Source organism: Cellulosimicrobium sp. SJTW-1, assembly GCF_047716875.1.
Lineage (GTDB): Bacteria > Actinomycetota > Actinomycetes > Actinomycetales > Cellulomonadaceae > Cellulosimicrobium > Cellulosimicrobium funkei.
In genome coordinates this window covers 2947220-2962510 of sequence record NZ_CP136680.1, presented here as the reverse complement: position 1 = coordinate 2962510, position 15291 = coordinate 2947220, and the positions used below count along the sequence as shown (strand labels likewise).

Annotated in this window: 15 protein-coding genes; 9 read left to right on the top strand and 6 right to left on the bottom strand. The window is 72.0% G+C overall.

Features of this window, described 5'->3' with window-relative positions:
* The first annotated feature begins 8 nt into the window (after positions 1-8).
* Positions 9-1511, top strand: a complete 1503-nt coding sequence (locus RSE42_RS13395; RefSeq protein WP_114552649.1) for an MFS transporter — start codon at positions 9-11, stop codon at positions 1509-1511.
* A gap of 6 nt (positions 1512-1517) precedes the next feature.
* Here RSE42_RS13395 and RSE42_RS13390 read toward each other — a convergent pair whose 3' ends face one another.
* Together RSE42_RS13390 and RSE42_RS13385 are read right to left on the bottom strand one after the other, a co-directional pair.
* Positions 1518-1964, bottom strand: a complete 447-nt coding sequence (locus RSE42_RS13390; protein WP_415296592.1) for a hypothetical protein — start codon at positions 1962-1964, stop codon at positions 1518-1520.
* Complete coding sequence (locus tag RSE42_RS13385; protein ID WP_114552650.1) at positions 1961-3445, bottom strand: APC family permease; 1485 nt, start codon at positions 3443-3445, stop codon at positions 1961-1963. Before RSE42_RS13385 ends, RSE42_RS13390 begins: the two co-directional genes overlap by 4 nt.
* Before the next feature lie 666 nt (positions 3446-4111).
* On the opposite strand from RSE42_RS13385, the gene nrdH reads away from it, so the two are divergent.
* The 5 genes from nrdH (at position 4112) to RSE42_RS13360 (ending at position 9097) form a co-directional block, all read left to right on the top strand.
* Entirely contained in the window at positions 4112-4357 is a 246-nt protein-coding gene (gene nrdH / locus RSE42_RS13380; RefSeq protein ID WP_021480849.1) for a glutaredoxin-like protein NrdH, read from the top strand.
* A gap of 82 nt (positions 4358-4439) precedes the next feature.
* A complete protein-coding gene (nrdI, locus tag RSE42_RS13375; protein WP_021480850.1) occupies positions 4440-4871 on the top strand; it encodes a class Ib ribonucleoside-diphosphate reductase assembly flavoprotein NrdI in 432 nt (143 codons plus the stop codon).
* Positions 4841-7027 carry a class 1b ribonucleoside-diphosphate reductase subunit alpha gene (gene nrdE, locus RSE42_RS13370; RefSeq protein ID WP_186325285.1) on the top strand — a complete coding sequence of 729 codons (2187 nt, stop codon included), beginning with the start codon at positions 4841-4843 and terminating at the stop codon, positions 7025-7027. The genes nrdI and nrdE overlap by 31 nt, the downstream gene beginning before the upstream one ends.
* A 138-nt stretch (positions 7028-7165) precedes the next feature.
* Entirely contained in the window at positions 7166-8146 is a 981-nt protein-coding gene (gene nrdF, locus RSE42_RS13365; protein ID WP_034653523.1) for a class 1b ribonucleoside-diphosphate reductase subunit beta, read from the top strand.
* 81 nt (positions 8147-8227) lie between these two features.
* The gene (locus RSE42_RS13360) at positions 8228-9097 is read left to right on the top strand and encodes a fructosamine kinase family protein (RefSeq protein WP_415296588.1); all 870 of its coding nucleotides are present in this window, start codon (positions 8228-8230) and stop codon (positions 9095-9097) included.
* Positions 9098-9115: 18 nt separating this feature from the next.
* Here the strand turns inward: RSE42_RS13360 and RSE42_RS13355 are convergent, their stop codons facing one another.
* Positions 9116-9673: a phosphoribosyltransferase gene (locus tag RSE42_RS13355; RefSeq protein ID WP_415296587.1), complete on the bottom strand. Its 558-nt coding sequence runs from the start codon at positions 9671-9673 to the stop codon at positions 9116-9118.
* A gap of 100 nt (positions 9674-9773) precedes the next feature.
* The gene (locus RSE42_RS13350) at positions 9774-10751 is read right to left on the bottom strand and encodes an FKBP-type peptidyl-prolyl cis-trans isomerase (protein WP_415296585.1); all 978 of its coding nucleotides are present in this window, start codon (positions 10749-10751) and stop codon (positions 9774-9776) included.
* Positions 10752-11027: 276 nt separating this feature from the next.
* Between RSE42_RS13350 and RSE42_RS13345 the strand changes: the two genes are divergently transcribed.
* From RSE42_RS13345 to RSE42_RS13335, 3 genes are read left to right on the top strand one after another with little or no spacing between them, the layout of a single operon-like run.
* A complete protein-coding gene (locus RSE42_RS13345; RefSeq protein WP_031317088.1) occupies positions 11028-11333 on the top strand; it encodes a hypothetical protein in 306 nt (101 codons plus the stop codon).
* A 19-nt stretch (positions 11334-11352) separates the two neighbouring features.
* Positions 11353-12204, top strand: coding sequence for an alpha/beta hydrolase (locus tag RSE42_RS13340; RefSeq protein WP_021483594.1), 852 nt, complete (start codon positions 11353-11355; stop codon positions 12202-12204).
* A 54-nt stretch (positions 12205-12258) separates the two neighbouring features.
* Positions 12259-13047 carry an alpha/beta fold hydrolase gene (locus RSE42_RS13335; RefSeq protein WP_085387565.1) on the top strand — a complete coding sequence of 263 codons (789 nt, stop codon included), beginning with the start codon at positions 12259-12261 and terminating at the stop codon, positions 13045-13047.
* Positions 13048-13062: 15 nt separating this feature from the next.
* Here RSE42_RS13335 and RSE42_RS13330 read toward each other — a convergent pair whose 3' ends face one another.
* Together RSE42_RS13330 and RSE42_RS13325 are read right to left on the bottom strand one after the other, a co-directional pair.
* Positions 13063-13512: a hypothetical protein gene (locus tag RSE42_RS13330; RefSeq protein ID WP_085387566.1), complete on the bottom strand. Its 450-nt coding sequence runs from the start codon at positions 13510-13512 to the stop codon at positions 13063-13065.
* A 4-nt stretch (positions 13513-13516) separates the two neighbouring features.
* Positions 13517-15010, bottom strand: coding sequence for a hypothetical protein (locus RSE42_RS13325; protein WP_144722686.1), 1494 nt, complete (start codon positions 15008-15010; stop codon positions 13517-13519).
* Positions 15011-15291 lie beyond the last annotated feature (281 nt).

The window sequence follows — 15291 nt, the reverse complement described above, 5'->3', positions numbered from 1 at the left end:
TCGCAGCCATGAGCGATGTCGAGGTCAGGGCCAGGACCGGTGGTGTCCTCGCCGCCGCGTGCCTGTCGACGCTGGTGGTCAACGCGAACACGTCCGCGGTGAGCATCCTGCTCCCCGCGATCAGCGAGGACACCGGCACGAGCGTCACGACGCTCCAGTGGGCCGTGACCGGGTACTCCCTGGTCGGGGCCGCGGTGATCGTCACGTCCGGGGCCCTCGGGGACGTCTTCGGGCGCAAGCGGGTCTTCCAGCTCGGGCTCCTGCTGTTCGTCGCGTCCTGCGTGCTCATCGCGCTCGCGCCGTCGGGCGGCATGGTCATCGCCGGACGGTTCGTCCAGGGCGCCGCCGGGGCGACCATCGTGGCGTGCGGCCTGAGCCTGCTCTCCGTGGCCAACAGCGGCGACGCCCAGCTCCGGGCGGTCTCCTTGTGGGGCGCGGCCTCCGCCGTCGGCGCCGCGGCCGGGCCCCTTCTCGGTGGGCTGCTCGTCAATCTCACGGGGTGGCAGGGGCTGTTCTGGGTCGACGCCGTCGTCGCCGCCGCGTGCGTCGTCCTCACGTACGTCGTGGTGGCGGAGTCGCGCGACCCCGGCCGCTCGCGCTCGATCGACTACGCGGGCACCGTCCTGGTCGCGCTCACCCTCGCGCCCCTCATCCTCGCGCTGAGCAAGGGCAGCGACTGGGGGTGGGGATCGCTCGCGACCCTCGGCAGCCTCGCGGTCGCCGTCGTGGCGGGCTGCCTGTTCGTCGCGGTCGAGCGCCGCGTCGCGGTCCCGCTCCTCGACCTCGCGCTCCTGCGCAACCGCGTGCTCGTCGGCGCGACCGTGGCCATCCTCATCGGCTCCGGCACGATCAACGGGCTCATGTACCTGCTGAGCATCTACTTCCAGGACCCCGCGACCCTGGGCCTCAGCCCGCTCGAGGCGGGGCTCGCGACACTCCCGGCCACCGCGGGGCTCGTCGTCGTGGCCCCGCTCGTCCCACGGTTCGCCGCGCGGATCGGCGGCCGGCAGGTCATCGGCCTCGGGTTCCTGCTCACGGCGGTCGGGTTCGGCGTCGTCGGCGTCGTCCAGGCCGACTGGCGGTACGGCGCCTTCGTGCTCCCGCTGATCGCCATCGCCGTCGGCATGGGCCTGTCCAACGGCCCCGCGTCCTCGGCGTCCACGGCGTGCGTCTCCGCGAACGAGGTCGGCGCGGCGTCGGGCGTGTCGAACATGGCGCGCTACGTGGGTGCCGCCGTCGCGACGGCGGTCGTGGCCTCGATCTACGCCGCCGTCGTCGCCGACCGCGCCGCCGCGGGGGCCTCGACCGCCGACTCCCTCGCCGCGGGCCTCGGCACCGCGTCGTGGGTCATGGCGGGGACCAGCGCGCTCGGGGTCGTCATGGCGGTCGTCATGGGCCGGCGGTACCGGGCCGAGCGCGGCACGGTGCACGACGCCGCGTCGGCGGCCGCCGCGGTGACGCACACCCTGCCCACGTCGGCCACGCCCGTGGGCGCGCGGTCGGCGGACTGAGCGCGGTCAGCCCCGGACCGTGTCGTCGAGGTGCAGGCCGTCCACGAGGTCCTGGAAGCCCGCGAGCTCGTCCGGGCAGTAGATCTCGATGACGAGGAGCTGCCCCCGGACGACGCGGTTGTCGGCGACGACCGGCCGGATGCCCGGCCCGGCGGCCCCGTTGACGAGCTGCCCCAGGAGCGTCGCACGGCTCAGCGCGCCGCCCGGGTCCTCGCACGTGGCCCCGCCGTCGTCGCCCAGGACGCGCACGACCTGCTCCGCGTCCGGCGTCGGCACGCCCGCGGCCGCGAACGCCACGAGGAGCTGGTCGGCCTTCCGCTCGGCCTCCGTCGTCGTCTCCTGCGAGCCGCGCGCGACCAGCGCGACGACGACGAGCGCGACGACGACCACGGCCGCGACGACGTAGATGGTCCGGCGCTCGCGGCGCGGCTGACGTTCCGTGACCTCGCTCATGGTGCGCTCGCCTCCGACTCCTGCGTCGTCGTGTCCGGGAGCCTCCACGACGGCTTGCGTGACCGGTAGAAGAGGTACGGCACCAGGAGGCCCAGGCCGAGGGCCCCGCCGGCGACGATGACGAGGTAGGAGCCGGGGCTCCCCGACCCGAACTGCGACGGCGGGACGAAGCCCACCAGCAGGGCGGCGAGCGACGCGACGAAGCCGACGCCGCACAGCACGCCGAGCATCGGGGCGCGGTACCCGCGTGCGTGGTCGGGCTGCTGACGCCGCAGGCGCACGGCGGCGACGAACATGAGCAGGTACATGATCAGGTACACCTGCGTCGTGATGACCGAGAAGATCCAGTACGCGCTCGACACGCTCGGGATGAGCGCGTAGCCGAGGGCGATGAGCGTCGTGACGACGCCCTGCGTGACGAGGATGTTCTGCTGGACGCCGTTCTTGTTGAGCCGCTGGAGGAACGGCGGGAGGTAGCCCTCCTGGCGCGAGATGAGCAGGAGGCCCTTGGACGGGCCCGCGAGCCACGTGAGCATGCCGGCGACGGACGCCGTGACGAGCATGATCCCGATGATCGGGGTGAGCCACTGGGAGCCGAAGTAGGCGAACACGGCGTCGAAGGCCTGCATGATGCCCGCGGTGAGGGAGAGCTGCTCGGCCGGGACGACCCAGCTGATCGCGAGCGCGGGGAGGATGAAGATCAGCAGCACCATCCCCATCGCGAGGAAGATCGAGCGCGGGAACTCGCGCGCGGGGTTGCGCAGCGACCCCACGTGCACCGCGTTCATCTCCATGCCGGAGTACGACAGGAAGTTGTTGACGATCAGCACGAGGCTCGACAGCCCGGCCCACGCGGGGAGCAGGTGCTCGGCGTCCATCGGGGCGGCGGACGGGTTGCCCTGCCCGAGGAACACGACGCCGAGCGTCACGAGGAGCACGCCCGGGACGAGCGTGCCGATGACGAGACCGCCGCTCGCGAGCCCGGCCACGCCCTTGGTGCCGCGGGACGACACCCAGACGCCGGACCAGTAGACGACGACGATGACGATCGCCGTCCACACGCCGCTGCTCGCGAGGCTCGGGTTGATGACGTACGCGAGCGTGCTCGCGACGAAGCCGAGCAGGCTGGGGTAGTAGAAGATCGTCATCGCGAACTGGCACCACACCGCGAGGAAGCCCATCGGCTTCGAGATCCCCTCGGACACCCACTTGTAGACGCCGCCGCTCCACCCGGAGGCGAGCTCCGCCGAGACCAGCGACGTGGGCAGGAGGAACACCACGGCGGGCAGGAGATAGAGGAAGACGCACGCCAGGCCGTACACGGCCATGGTCGGCGCGGCGCGCAGGCTCGCGACGGAGCTCGTCGTCATCATCGCGAGCGCGATCCACGAGATGTAGCTGCTCGCCGGGACCGCGGCGCGCGCCCTGGCCCTCGTCGTCGGTACCGCCGGCCCCTCGGCGGCGGCCTCCGCCGCGCTCATGCCGCCCGCTCCGCGTCGTCGCGGCGCACTGCTGCGTGCTCAGGGTGCATCTCGACCGCCTCCTCGGCGCCGTCGTGGACCTCCGACGTGCCGATCGTCCTCCGCACGCGATCCCGGAGGGATCACCTGCTCCGGGTGACTTGCGGCATGGCTCCCGGGCATGGCGTACGACACGCCGGCGGTGCGACACGCCGACGAGTTCGACGGATCGTCTGTCCGGATTGGGATGATTTCTCGACGCATCCACCGGCGGCGCGTCGTCCTCTGAGCCTCCGCGCGGCGTGGTGCCGACGCTCCGCACAGGGTGTGGACCGACGTCGTCCCCACCCTGTGGACGGCGTCGTGCCGTCCGCGGGAAGACGCCGTTCCGGGCCGGTCGGATCGGTGGACGACGGGCTGTGGACGAGCACTCCGGGGGAGTGTCGGAGGGGCCTGGGACCATGGATCCATGACGGCTAGCACACCCGCCGGGGTGAAGTTCCACCACGACATCTAGTGCAGTGGCACGGTCTCGACCACTAGGTATAGTGGTTGCACACCCAGGGGGCCGGAGGCCTCCTGGCGAATCACACAGACGTAGTTCCACCGGTGTCCTTCGAGGTCAGGGATGTTTCTCCCTCCCCGAGGACCGTCCCGGACGAGAGCGCGAGACGAGGAGCCACCCCCATGAGCGTCACGGTCTACAGCAAGCCGGCCTGCGTCCAGTGCGACGCGACGTACCGCGCTCTCGACAAGAAGGGCATCGAGTACTCCGTCGTGGACATCACCCAGGACGCCGAGGCGCTCGAGCTCGTGCGCGGGCTCGGCTACCTGCAGGCTCCCGTGGTCGTCGCCGGGGACGAGCACTGGTCCGGGTTCCGCCCCGACCAGATCACCGCCCTCGCGCAGAAGGTCTCGCCGGTCGTCGCCTGACCGGCCTCCCCGGAGCGCCGCGAGAGCGCCCGGAAACCCGTAAGGAAGCAGGCGGAGCAGGGCAGGACGGAGGTGCGTCCCCGTGGGGTCGCTCGTGTACTTCTCCAGCGTCAGTGAGAACACGCACCGGTTCGTCCAGCGGCTCGACCTGCCGGCCCTCGGCATGGACGTCCAGCGCATCCCGCTGCGTCCGACCGAGGGCTTCCTGCGCGTCGAGGAACCGTACGTGCTCATGGTCCCGACCTACGGGGGCGGCAACGAGGGCGGTGCCGTCCCGCGCCAGGTCGTGAAGTTCCTCAACGACGTGCACAACCGGTCGTTGATCCGCGGCGTCATCGCCGCCGGCAACACCAACTTCGGCGAGGCCTACTGCATCGCCGGCGACATCATCTCCGCGAAGTGCCAGGTGCCCTACCTGTACGCCTTCGAACTCCTGGGAACAGCCGAGGACGCCGCGCGCGTCCGCGACGGATTGGGACGATTTTGGCAACGACAGTCACGGATTCCGGCGTGAGCGTGGCAGGTGGTGGCACGGTCACCGAGGTGCCGCTCGCGAGCACCCAGCTCGACTTCCACGCGCTCAACGCGATGCTCAACCTCTACGGCCCGAACGGCGAGATCCAGTTCGACAAGGACCGTGAGGCCGCGCGGCAGTACTTCCTGCAGCACGTCAACCAGAACACCGTCTTCTTCCACGACCTCGCGGAGAAGCTGGACTACCTCGTCGAGAACAAGTACTACGACCCGGCCGTCCTCGCGAAGTACGACCGCGAGTTCGTGAAGTCGCTGTTCGAGTTCGCCTACGCGAAGAAGTTCCGCTTCGAGACGTTCCTCGGCGCCTTCAAGTACTACACGTCGTACACGCTCAAGACGTTCGACGGGAAGCGCTACCTCGAGCGCTTCGAGGACCGCGTCTGCATGGTCGCGCTCGGCCTCGCCGACGGCAACGAGCAGGCCGCGCTGGACATCGTCGAGGAGGTCATCTCGGGCCGCTTCCAGCCTGCGACGCCCACGTTCCTCAACGTCGGCAAGGCGCAGCGCGGCGAGCCCGTGTCCTGCTTCCTGCTGCGCATCGAGGACAACATGGAGTCCATCGCGCGCGGCATCAACTCCGCGCTGCAGCTCTCCAAGCGCGGCGGCGGCGTGGCCCTGCTCCTGTCGAACATCCGCGAGCACGGTGCGCCCATCAAGCACATCGAGAACCAGTCGTCCGGCGTCATCCCCGTGATGAAGCTGCTCGAGGACTCGTTCTCCTACGCGAACCAGCTCGGCGCGCGCCAGGGCGCCGGCGCCGTGTACCTGCACGCGCACCACCCGGACATCCTGCGGTTCCTCGACACCAAGCGCGAGAACGCGGACGAGAAGATCCGCATCAAGACGCTGTCGCTCGGCGTCGTGATCCCGGACATCACGTTCGAGCTCGCGAAGAAGAACGAGGACATGTACCTCTTCTCGCCGTACGACGTCGAGCGCGTCTACGGCAAGCCGTTCGCCGACATCTCGATCACCGAGAAGTACGACGAGATGGTCGACGACTCGCGCATCCGCAAGACGAAGATCAAGGCGCGCGACTTCTTCCAGACGATCGCCGAGCTCCAGTTCGAGTCCGGCTACCCGTACATCATGTTCGAGGACACGGTGAACAAGGCGAACCCGATCAAGGGCCGCATCACCCACTCGAACCTGTGCTCGGAGATCCTCCAGGTCTCGACGCCGTCGACGTTCAACGAGGACCTCTCGTACGACCACGTCGGCCGCGACATCTCCTGCAACCTCGGCTCGCTGAACATCGCCAAGACGATGGACTCGCCCGACTTCGCGAAGACGATCGACACCGCGATCCGCGCGCTCACCGCGGTCTCCGACCAGACGAGCATCGAGTCGGTGCCGTCGGTCAAGCGGGCCAACGAGTCCGGCCACGCGATCGGTCTCGGCCAGATGAACCTCCACGGCTACCTCGCGCGCGAGCGGATCCACTACGGGTCCGAGGAGGGCATCGACTTCACGAACATCTACTTCTACACGGTCGCCTACCACGCGATCGCGGCGTCGAACCGCCTCGCGATCGAGCGCGGGCGTGCGTTCGGCGGCTTCGAGGACTCGAAGTACGCGACGGGGGAGTACTTCGACAAGTACACCGACCGCGTGTGGGAGCCCGCGACCGAGCGCGTGCGCCGGCTCTTCGCCGACGCCGGCGTGCACATCCCGACCCAGGACGACTGGGCGGCCCTCAAGGCCTCGGTCATGGAGCACGGGATCTACAACCAGAACCTCCAGGCCGTCCCGCCGACGGGCTCGATCTCCTACATCAACAACTCGACGTCCTCGATCCACCCGGTGCCGTCGAAGATCGAGATCCGCAAGGAGGGCAAGATCGGGCGCGTCTACTACCCGGCGCCCTACCTGACGAACGACAACCTCGAGTACTACGAGGACGCGTACGAGATCGGCTACGAGAAGATCATCGACACGTACGCCGCCGCGACGCAGCACGTCGACCAAGGTCTGAGCCTCACGCTGTTCTTCAAGGACACGGTCACGACGCGCGACGTCAACCGCGCGCAGATCTACGCGTGGCGCAAGGGCATCAAGACGCTCTACTACATCCGCCTCCGCCAGATGGCCCTGGAGGGCACGGAGGTCGAGGGTTGCGTCAGCTGCATGCTGTAGTCGCCTGAGGCAGCCACCGGTTGCCTCGATGCCCGGTGCTGTCGGCCACCCTCTCGGAGAGGCGTGGCCGACGGCGCGGGGTCCGGTCCCACGAAGTCGTCCCGGTCGGTCCGGGGTCAGCAGGAGAGAAGAAGGCAGATGTCGCCCACGGGGAAGCTCAAGCTCATCGATCGCGTGAGCGCGATCAACTGGAACCGTCTCGAGGACGAGAAGGACCTCGAGGTGTGGGACCGCCTCGTCGGGAACTTCTGGCTGCCCGAGAAGGTGCCGGTGTCGAACGACATCCAGTCGTGGAACACGCTCACCGCGCAGGAGCAGGAGCTCACGATGCGCGTGTTCACCGGCCTGACGCTGCTGGACACGATCCAGGGCACGGTCGGCGCGGTGTCGCTCATCCCCGACGCGATCACGCCGCACGAGGAAGCGGTGTACACCAACATCGCGTTCATGGAGTCGGTGCACGCCAAGAGCTACTCGTCGATCTTCTCGACGCTGTGCTCCACGCGTGAGATCGACGACGCGTTCCGCTGGTCGGAGGAGAACCCGAACCTCCAGCGCAAGGCCGAGATCGTCATGGACTACTACAAGGGCGACTCGCCGCTCAAGCGCAAGGTCGCGAGCACGCTGCTCGAGTCGTTCCTCTTCTACTCCGGCTTCTACCTGCCGATGTACTGGTCGTCGCGCGCCAAGCTGACGAACACGGCCGACCTCATCCGCCTCATCATCCGCGACGAGGCCGTGCACGGGTACTACATCGGCTACAAGTTCCAGAAGGGTCTCGAGAAGCTCTCCCCGGAGGAGCGCGACGAGCTCAAGGCGTACACGTTCGAGCTGCTCTTCGAGCTGTACGAGAACGAGGTGCAGTACACGGAGGACCTCTACGACGGCGTCGGGCTGACCGAGGACGTCAAGAAGTTCCTGCGGTACAACGCCAACAAGGCGCTCATGAACCTCGGTTACGAGGCGCTCTTCCCCAAGGACGAGACGGACGTCAACCCGGCGATCCTCTCGGCGCTGTCGCCGAACGCCGACGAGAACCACGACTTCTTCTCCGGGTCCGGCTCGTCGTACGTCATCGGCAAGGCCGTGAACACCGAGGACGACGACTGGGACTTCTGACCCTCGTCTGCCTTCGCGCCGAGGGCCCGGGTCCGCGCTAAGCCGCGGGTCCGGGCCCTCGGCGTCTGGCATAGTCCCGCCATGGGCATGCTCAGGGAGCGGCTGCGCGCCGCAGGGCTCGACGACGTGACCTCGGTCGAGCCGGTGAGCGGTGGGCTCGCCGCGACGGCCGGACTGGCGCGGCGGGCCGACGGCGCGCCGCTGTTCGTCAAGGCGTTCGACACGGACGCACCGGGCGACGACGTCTTCACGGTCGAGGCCGAGGGTCTGGCTGCGCTCCGCGCCGCCGGGCTGGAGACCGCGGACGTCGTCCACGCGGGCCGGGACCTGCTCGTGCTGTCCGCGCTCGCCCCGCGGCCCTCGACGCCGGCCTTCTGGGAAGACCTCGCCCGTTCGCTGGCGCACGTGCACACCACGACCCGCAGCGAGCGCTTCGGCTGGCACCGGGACGGCTGGCTCGGCCGCCGTCGGCAGGTGAACACCTGGACGGAGGACGGGTTCGACTTCTTCGCGCAGCACCGCCTGCTGCGCTGGCTCGACGAGCCGCGGGTCGACGCCGCCCTCGACGCCGCGGACCGCGCCGCGCTCGAGCGTCTGTGCGCGCGGCTCCCGGAGGTGCTGCCGGGAGGGCCCGCCTGCCTGACGCACGGCGACCTGTGGGCGTTGAACGTCATGGCGACCGCCGACGGACGCCCGGCCTTGATCGACCCGGCCGTCTCCTACACGTGGCCCGAGGTCGACCTGGCCCACGTGTGGACGACCGCGCCCCCGCCCGAGGCCGATGCCTTCTTCGGGCTCTACGCGGAGCTCACCGGCCTCGACGACGACTGGCGGGAGCGCCTGCCCGTCGTCCAGCTCCGGCAGCACCTAGCCGTCGTCGCGCAGTTCGACCCCGACTGGGGTGCGGCGGACGCCGTCCGCGCGACGCTCGCGCCCTTCCGGACCTGCTGACCGACGACGGCCGTCCGGTCAGTCGTTCGGCCGGGACTGCGCACCCTCGACGGGAGGGTCGGCCGACCACGGGAACGTGATCCAGAGGTCGGTGTCCTTCCACGAGTAGTCCGGCTGGATGATCGTGCGCGGCTTCGTGTAGAGCACCGCGGAGCGGGCCTCGGCCCCGTGGGTGCTGAGCATGTCCATGACCAGGGCGAGCGTCCGGCCCGAGTCGGCGACGTCGTCGACCACGAGCACGTGCGCGCCCGGCAGGTCGGACGTGTCCATGAGGGGCGGCAGCACCCGCGGGTCGGTGAGGGTCTGGCCGATGTCGGTGTAGAACTCGACGTTGAGCGTGCCCACGCCCTTGGTCCCGAGTGCGTACGCGACCGCGCCGCCGGGCAGGAGTCCGCCGCGGGCGACCGCGACGACGACCTCCGGGCGGAACCCGCTCGCGACGACCTGCTCGGCGAGCTCGCGCGCGGCGACGCCGAAGGTCTCCCACGTGAGCACCTCGCGCTCGGGCGGGGCTGTCGAGGGGGTCGCGGCGTCGTCGGGCACGGGTGGGACCGAGGTCGTGGAGGCGTCCGTCATGCGTCGAGCCTACGACCCGCCCACGCCCCGCCCGACACGCCCGGACGCACGGAGGGCCGCACCCCGAGCGGGGTGCGGCCCTCCGTGAGGCGGCGGCAGGTCAGTAGGCCGCGAGGATGTCCACGACGAAGACGAGCGTCTCGCCCGCGAGCTCGTTCGTGTTCGTGTCGCTCTTCTCGCCGTAGCCGAGCGACGGCGGGATGACGAGGAGCACCTGGCTCCCGACGGTCTGGCCGGAGAGGCCCTGGGTCCAGCCGGCGACGACGCCGCTCAGCGGGAAGGTGGAGGGCTCACCACGGTCCCACGACGAGTCGAACTGCTCGCCGTCGAGCTTCCAGCCCGTGTAGTGCGCGATGACCGTCTGGTCCTCGGTGACCTCGGGGCCGCTGCCCTTGATGAGCGGCTGCACGACGAGCTCGGTCGGCGCGGTGTAGCCCTCGGGGATCTCGACGGACGGCTTGCCCGTGTCGTCGAGCGTGACGACGGGCAGCCCCTCGGCCGGGGTCACGGCCTCGCCCTCGGCGCGGTCCGGCACGTCGGCGGGGTCCGGCGCGACCGGGGCGTCCCGGACCTCGGTGACCTCGGCGACGGTGAGGACGGCGCTTCCGTCCTGCCCCGGTGCGGCGAACAGGAAGCGCGTGCCGACCTTCTTGCCGACCAGCGCCTCGAGCAGCTGCGGGTACACCTGGTCGTCGAGGACGATCTGCTGCGCCGAGTCGTCCTCCCACGTGGAGCCGAGCTTGGACGCGTCCGTGCCGGAGTACGCGGCCTGGTGCAGCGTCACCTCCTGGCCCTTCGCGATCTCGTCGCCGTCGCCGTCCCCGAGCGAGAGCGCGACCGGGCCCGAGACCTCGAGCGGGGCCTCGAACTCGACGGTCGGCTCGCTGCCGTGGTCGCCCGTGACCGTCACGGCCTCGAGCGCCGCGACGTCCTCGGGCGACGACGTCGCGCCGTCGGAGGCGGACGGGCTCGCCGACGTCTCGTCGTCGGAACCGCCGCCCTCCGACGAACAGCCGGAGAGGACGAGGGCGGCGCCCAGGGTGAGCGCGGCGACGCCGCGCAGGGTGCGGTGCTTCACGAGGAGGGTCCTTCGGTCGGGGGGGACGGCGGGGCCGTCGGGTCTGGGCCGCACCCGCACGACGGCGGTCGTCGGCGCCCGGGGACGGGCCACCTCGCGGTCGGACGCCGGGTGCAGCACCGGCCCGGACACTCTAGCGGTCGCGGCTGGACGCCCGCTGGGAGCGGCAGCCCCCTTGCCTGCCGCTCTGCGCCGTGCTGCTCGTCGCCCCGCCCCGTGGTCCGGCGAGCGCCCCGCGAGGAGGTCCCCGGCGGTGCCGCGGGGGAGAATGGGCCCATGCCGTCCCGTCGACCGTCCCGCAAGCGACCCTGGGGCGCGGAGCCCGCGCCCCTCGACCTGGACCGCGCCCTCGGCGGTGCGCGTCGGGAGTCGGGAGCCGACGGCGAGTGGCAGGTCCGCACGGTGCGCGGCGGTGCGAAGACCTACCTCTGCCCGGGCTGCCAGCAGGAGATCCCGCCCGGCACCGGGCACGTCGTGGCGTGGCAGGACGACTCCTTCTTCGGGGCCGAGACCGCGCTCGACCACCGTCGCCACTGGCACAGGTCGTGCTGGGAGGCGCGGGGCCGCCGTCGGCCGCGGTAGACGCACTAGGCTCGGGACGATGAGCACCGCACCCGAGACCGCGCCCGATCCCGCCCGAGCCTCGACGGAGCCGACCCCCATCCGGTCGCTCAGCGTCCTGCCCGCGCGGCGCGAGGACGTCGAGCTGCACACCGCGGACGGCCTCACGCTCGTCGGCGAGCTGGCGCTCCCCGCGGACCGCGACCCGGTCGCGACCCTCGTCACGCTGCACCCCCTGCCGACGCACGGCGGGTACATGGACTCGCACGTCTACCGGAAGGCGGCGTGGCGTCTGCCGGCGCTCGCGGACCTCGCCGTGCTGCGGTTCAACACGCGCGGCACGTCGTCCCCGCGCGGGACGAGCGAGGGCGCGTTCGACGGCGGCGAGGCCGAGCGCTTCGACGTCGCGGCGGCGATCGAGTTCGCCGAGTTCCACGACCTCCCGAACCGGTGGCTCGTCGGGTGGTCGTTCGGCACGGAGCTCGCCCTCAAGCACGGCGCGGACCCGGCGGTGGAGGGCGCGATCCTGCTCTCGCCCCCGCTGCACCGCGCGACGGACGACGACCTCGACCGCTGGGACGCGTTCGGCAAGCCGCTCGTGGTCCTCGTGCCCGAGCTCGACGACTACCTGCGCCCCGACGAGGCACGCCGACGCTTCGCGCGCGTGCGGAACGCCGAGGTGATCGGCGTCGAGGGCGCCAAGCACCTGTGGGTGGGGGAGTCGTCGGTGCGGCGCGTGCTCGACGAGATCGTGGGGCACGTGCGTCCCGGTTTCCCGCTCCCGCTGCCGACCACGTGGGACGGCGACGCGAGCGGCACGGCCGACCGCGACACGGCCGACTCGGACCAGGCGAGCTACGACGCGAGCCGGTCCGACGGCGTCGTCGACTGACCCCCGCCGCGGCGCGAGGCGCCGCGCGCACCCGACCGACCCGAGGAGGACCACGTGACGACGGCACCGCTCGAGACCTTCACGCTGCGCGAGGGGTACGGGACACCGCTCGTGCTGCTGCACGGCTTCCCGCTCGACCACCGGATGTGGGCAGACGTCGCGGAGGCGCTGCCGGGCGAGCCCACCGTCGTCGCGGTCGACCTCCCCGGCCTGGGCGCGAGCCCGCTGGGGGGCGAGCCGCCGTCGATCGAGGCGGCGGCCGACGCGACCGCGGACGCCCTCGCCGCGGCGGGGATCACGCGCGCGGTCGTCGCGGGCCTGTCGATGGGCGGCTACGTGGCCCTCGCGCTCGCGGAGCGCCGGCCGGAGCTGGTCGCGGGGCTCGGGCTGGTGGACACCAAGTCCACCGCGGACTCCGACGACGCGCGCGCGAACCGGCTGCGCATCGCCGACGAGGCGGCGAGCTCGCAGACCGTCGAGCCCGTCCTCGGCATGCCGGGGGTGCTCCTCGGCGAGACGAGCAAGGCCGCGCGCCCGCACCTGACCGCGCGGCTCGAGGAGTGGATCCGTGCGCAGCGGCCCGACGGCGTCGCGTGGTCGCAGCGGGCGATGGCGGCCCGCCCCGACCGCACGTCCGTCCTCGCGGGCTTCGCGGGGCCGATCGCGGTGGTCGTGGGCGAGGAGGACCAGGTCACGCCGGTGGCGGAGGCGGAGCACATGGTCGCCGCGGCGCCGACCGCGCAGCTCGTGCAGGTGACGGGCGCGGGCCACATGAGCGCGGTCGAGGACCCTGCCGCGGTGGCCGACGCGCTCGCGGACCTCCTGGCGCGGGCGACCGTCTGAGCCGCTGACCGCGCGTCAGCGCCCGTCGAGCACGAGCGCGAGCGCGTCGGCGAGGTCGATGGACTCGCCGTCCCGGCCGCCCTTGCCCAGCACGAGCGGCGGGTCGGACGGCTCGACCGCGACGCCCCGCAGGCGCGCGCGCACGCCGCCGGGCACCGAGAGCACGTAGAACTCGCCGTCCTCGCCGACGGCGACGCTGTGGTTGCGGCGCAGGTACCACCCGCGGAGGGGGGTGCGGTACGTCGCGGTGCCGTCGAACGCGCGGGCGCGGAGCGGCTCGGGAGCCAGGCCCCGGTCGCGCGCCCGCGCGACGAAGTCGGCGAGCAGGGCCCGGGCCGCGTCGCTCTCGCGGGCGCGCTGCCGGTCGAGCTCGCGCTGCTGGTGCGCGGCGGCCTCGGTCCGCTGCCGACGCCAGTCGTCGGCAGCGGACCCCGAGGGACCCGACGGGCCCGCGGTGGCCGGCACGGCGTCAGGCCGAGGCGGGGGCGTCGGGCTTCGCGTCGGCCGTCTTCGCGTCGGCCGGCTTCGTGCCGGCCGGCTTCGCGCCGGTCGGCTTCGTCTCGCTCGGCCGGGCGTCGGCGGACGCCGCGGAGCCACGCTCCGCCGGTGCCTCGACCGTCCCGACCCGCTGCCCGGACTCCTCCGGGACGACCGGGAACTCGGCCGTCATGAGCGTCGCGGCGCGCGCCTGCTGGGCGGGCGTCCCCGCAGGCACCGCCTTCTTCGCGGGGGCCTTGGTGGCCTCGCTCTCGCTACCGAGGAGACCACGGAGCTCGTCGAGGTAGGTGTTGATCGAGTCGTGCTGGCGCGTGAGGTCCTCGAGCTGGCGCTGGGCGACGTTGCGCTGCTGCTCGGCCTCGGCCTTCGCGTCGCTCACCGTCTGGTCGGCGAACGCCCGGGCCTCGGCGACGACCTGGTCGGCGTTCCGGCGCGCCGTCGACAGGAGGTCCTTCACGTACGCGTCGGACTCGCTGCGGACCTTCTCCGCCTGCTGGAGCGCGTGGGCGACACGCTTCTCCGCCTCCGCGGCGTGCTCCTCGGCCGTCGCGACGAGCTTCTCCGTCTCCGCCTTGGCGGCGGCGTGACGCTCGGCGTTCTCGCGCTCCGCCTCCTCGCGGCGTCGCACGACCTCGAGCTCGGCGTCCGCGAGGGCGGTGCGGGCCTGGTCGCGCAGCGTCTCCATCTCCGACGTGACGGCGTTCGCCGCCTCGGTCGCCTTGCGCTGCGCCTCGTCCACCTGGCGCTGCGCCTCGCGACGCGCGTTCTCCAGCAGCTCGGCCGACTCGCGCTCCGCGGCCTCGCGCTGCGCCGCCGTCTCCGCCGCGACGCGCGCGCGGAGCTCCGCGGCCTCGCGCTCGGTCGTGACGCGCAGCTCCGTGGTCTCGCGCTCCGCCGTCGCACGCAGCGTGCCGAGCTCGCGCTCGAGCGACGCGCGGCGCTCGCTCTCCTCCGTGGCGAGCGCGCTGTGGATGCGCGCGGCCTCGCGCTCCGCGGAGCCGACCAGCTCCTCCGCGCGGCGCTGGGCGCTGAGCAGCGTGCCCTCGGCCTCGGACGCGCTCGTGGAGCGGATCTCCTCCGACTCCAGGCGTGCGCTGTTGAGCAGCTCGGCGACCTCGTTCTCGGCGCGGGACCGGACCTGGCCCGCCGAGAGCTTCGCGCGGGCCATGATGTCGGCCGCCTGGGCGTTGGCCTGCGACAGGATGTCCGCCGACTGCTCCTCCGCCGAGCGCAGGAGCTGCTCGATGCGGGAGCCGAGCCCCGCGTACGACGGCCGGTCCGCCTCGCGGAGCTGGCGCTGGGCGTCGTTGAGCTCGCTCGTGAGCTGCATGGCGCGGGCGTCCGCCGCCTCGACGCGCGCCCGCGCGTCCTCCACGGCCTTCTCCAGCCTCGCGAGCTGGGCCTCGACCTGGACGCGGTCGTACCCGCGCATCGTGATGGGGAAGAGCGTGCGCTCGTCGGACACGTCGATGACCTCCGGTGCTGAGTCGTCGCGGCTTCCGCCGCCGGTCGGCGTCCCCTCCCGGGGAGGGAGGGCGCGGCGGTCGTGCCACGGCCCCGCCGTGCTCCGACCAGGATACGGGGATCACGCTGTCCTGAATACCCGGATTGGTGGGGGTGAGACGATGGTCGCAGTGCTGCGCGCACGGTCTTCCCTCGCGGGAACGGCGGCCCTCTCGGCCGCCGGGCACGGCGTTCCCTGGGAGCGGTGAGACTGTCCCGGGAGGGGCGCGTGAACGGTTCGTG

What these genes read in the sequence shown, in the direction of transcription:
- nrdH (WP_021480849.1), top strand. Translation starts at nt 4,112, where the DNA reads ATGAGCGTCACGGTCTACAGCAAGCCGGCCTGCGTCCAGTGCGACGCG.
- RSE42_RS13360 (WP_415296588.1), top strand. Translation starts at nt 8,228, where the DNA reads ATGGGCATGCTCAGGGAGCGGCTGCGCGCCGCAGGGCTCGACGACGTG.
- RSE42_RS13390 (WP_415296592.1), bottom strand. Translation starts at nt 1,964, where the DNA reads ATGAGCGAGGTCACGGAACGTCAGCCGCGCCGCGAGCGCCGGACCATC.
- RSE42_RS13355 (WP_415296587.1), bottom strand. Translation starts at nt 9,673, where the DNA reads ATGACGGACGCCTCCACGACCTCGGTCCCACCCGTGCCCGACGACGCC.
- RSE42_RS13345 (WP_031317088.1), top strand. Translation starts at nt 11,028, where the DNA reads ATGCCGTCCCGTCGACCGTCCCGCAAGCGACCCTGGGGCGCGGAGCCC.
- RSE42_RS13340 (WP_021483594.1), top strand. Translation starts at nt 11,353, where the DNA reads ATGAGCACCGCACCCGAGACCGCGCCCGATCCCGCCCGAGCCTCGACG.
- RSE42_RS13385 (WP_114552650.1), bottom strand. Translation starts at nt 3,445, where the DNA reads ATGAGCGCGGCGGAGGCCGCCGCCGAGGGGCCGGCGGTACCGACGACG.
- RSE42_RS13395 (WP_114552649.1), top strand. Translation starts at nt 9, where the DNA reads ATGAGCGATGTCGAGGTCAGGGCCAGGACCGGTGGTGTCCTCGCCGCC.
- nrdF (WP_034653523.1), top strand. Translation starts at nt 7,166, where the DNA reads ATGTCGCCCACGGGGAAGCTCAAGCTCATCGATCGCGTGAGCGCGATC.